This is a genomic window from Actinophytocola sp., assembly GCF_035942955.1.
In the GTDB taxonomy this organism is placed as follows: domain Bacteria; phylum Actinomycetota; class Actinomycetes; order Mycobacteriales; family Pseudonocardiaceae; genus DASYTH01.
The window spans coordinates 1-2,187 of record NZ_DASZCQ010000158.1; the positions used below are offsets into that span (position 1 = coordinate 1).

3 protein-coding genes and 1 pseudogene are annotated in these 2,187 nt (G+C 72.2%); all 4 read right to left on the reverse strand.

What is annotated here, in order from left to right:
• Positions 1–131: 131 nt before the first annotated feature.
• A complete protein-coding gene (locus tag VGX25_RS15865) occupies positions 132–683 on the reverse strand; it encodes a PPE domain-containing protein (RefSeq protein WP_422652980.1) in 552 nt (183 codons plus the stop codon).
• Positions 590–1,126: a hypothetical protein gene (locus VGX25_RS15870; RefSeq protein WP_326918559.1), complete on the reverse strand. Its 537-nt coding sequence runs from the start codon at positions 1,124–1,126 to the stop codon at positions 590–592. The genes VGX25_RS15865 and VGX25_RS15870 overlap by 94 nt, the downstream gene beginning before the upstream one ends.
• Positions 1,127–1,174: 48 nt before the next feature.
• Positions 1,175–1,954 (reverse strand): ESX secretion-associated protein EspG, encoded by a 780-nt coding sequence (locus VGX25_RS15875; RefSeq protein ID WP_326918560.1) that lies wholly within the window; start codon positions 1,952–1,954, stop codon positions 1,175–1,177.
• A pseudogene (locus tag VGX25_RS15880) lies at positions 1,954–2,187 on the reverse strand (hypothetical protein); the annotation flags it as partial. The pseudogene VGX25_RS15880 and the gene VGX25_RS15875, both read right to left, overlap by 1 nt.

Below are 2,187 nucleotides of genomic sequence, written 5' to 3' on the forward strand. Positions count from 1 at the left end.
CCCGACCCGCCCGAGCCTCCAGACCCACCCGACAATCCCGACCCGCCCGAGCCTCCAGACCCACCCGGGACACCCGGGCCGCCGGCACCGCCGGCGCCACCCGATCCGGAACCACCCGATCCATCGGGCAATCAGGGACCACCCGGCAACCCGGAGCCGCCGGCCCCCGCCGAGCCGTCCGGCGCACCGGACCCGCCAGGACCGGCGAAACCGTTGGGAGCAAAGCCAACACCGCCGCCGCCGATCCCGCTCGTGGTCCCGTCGCCGCCGGCCATGGTCGGCGGCCTGCTGAACGCCGGCATGACGCTCGCCCCGCCCAGGTTCGCGTCGTAGGTGCCGACCACTTCGGCGGCCCGCTGGTGCGCCTCCCGGTGCGCCATGTACTGCGCCTGCGCCTCGGCCGCCCGGACCATCGCGTCGAGCGGGTTCGTCGCCGAGGCGATGTCGCGGATCGCCGCGGCGCGGTCCCACGGAACCGGGTCCGGCATCGTGTCCCGCGCGGTCTCCACCGCGTCCGCGTGCAGCTGTGTCTGGGACCCGGCCAGCTGGGCGCTCTGCCCGGCCGTGCCCACCCAGTTGCCGATCTCGGTCATGAACCGCCGGGCCGCGTCGGCCGCCGCGCCCTGCCAGTCGGCCTCGCTGTTGTTGATCGCCCGACCGATGTCGGACTGGAACCGCACCATCGCGTTGCCGCGTCGATCCACAGGTTGCCGACCTCGCCGACCCGCCCCGGATCCACCGCGTCGGTGACCATGGTCTTGAGCTGCGGATGCTCGTAGCTGAGATAGTTGGCGCCGGGGATCTCCGGCGCCGGGCGGCTGCGCACGTCCTGGGCGAGCTCATGCGCCTGGTCGCTCATCCGCTCGGCGTACGCCTCGTCAATCCGCCCGTTGCGGATGAACCGCTCGATCAGATCCTGCAGCCCGAGAAGGCCGCCGTCGGTGGCCTCGTCGTGGGCCGTCACCTCGCGCTCGGCCTGGTCGTGCACCTCACCGGCGCTGTCCGACGTCTCCCGGCGGTCGATGTAGTACGGGCTGTCCGGGTCGTAGGTCTGGTCGTACGCCGGGCTGTCCGGATCCATCCGCGGGTCGTAGTTCGGGCTGTTCGGATCCGGCGACCGTGACATGTGACTGTGACGAGGCCGACAAATGCCGGTTCGCACGTGCGAACGCGGTCAGTTATGCGCGATCGAGTCGATGAGCTGAGTCAGCTGCTGGGTGAGCCGTGCCGGGTCGGCCGGGGACAGCGTCCCGTGGATCTGACCGTCGTCCCCCGGCGGCCGGGACAGGCTCAGGTACCGCCCCTGGTCGGTGTCGTACCACCCGACCTCACCGGCCCGAAGATCCTTGCCGTGCCGGTCCTTTCCGATCACGGCGAAGAACCCCGACCCGGTCCGCGGCCGCGTCAGGTAGCCCTGCGCGATCCGCATCGCCTGGTCTGAACCACTGCGCGGACCGCGCACCTGCGAGAAGTAGTTGGCTTCCTGATCATCGCCGCGGGCGCCCACCGGCGCCGGCCTGGTCAGCGTCACCGACTGGCCCGGCCCGGCCGGCACTTTGGGCAGCAGCCCCACCATGGTCATCGCCAGCGCGGTCGGCCGGATCAGCTCGAACCGCACCTTCTGGTCCTCCTGCACGGCCAGCACGCCCGTGTCCCCGTTCGCCGACGCCCTGGCGAAGAGGTGCTTGTTCTTCCCGACGGTGCCCATGGCCGTCACCGCCACCCGGTAGTCGGCCAGGGTGTGCAGCGCGCGCCGCAGGTCGGGGTCGATCGTGCCCTGCCGGACGAGGCCCCGCTTGTGCAGGTCGTTGAACACCGCCCTGGCGATGCGCAGCCGATCCTCCTGCAGCTGCCCGAAACTCGGGATCTCGAACGGGAACACCCTGGCGTTGACGTCAAGCGTCTGAGACAGCACGTCCACCGCTGCCAGCGACAGCGAGTAGGAGCCGGCCATCACTCACCGATCACCGGTGGCGCGGTCAGCTCGTCCGTCCCGAACAGCGAGTCCGGATCCGCCTCGACCAGGTACGAGGGCCGCTGGTGCTCGCCGTCCTCCTCGCCCTGCCCGCGGGCCCCGCCCATGCCCATCGGCATGCCGCCCGCGCCGGCCCGACCACCGGCCCCGAGACCGCCGCGACCGCCACCGCGGGCCGCCTCCTCCGCGGCCAGCGCGCCCGCGCCCATGCC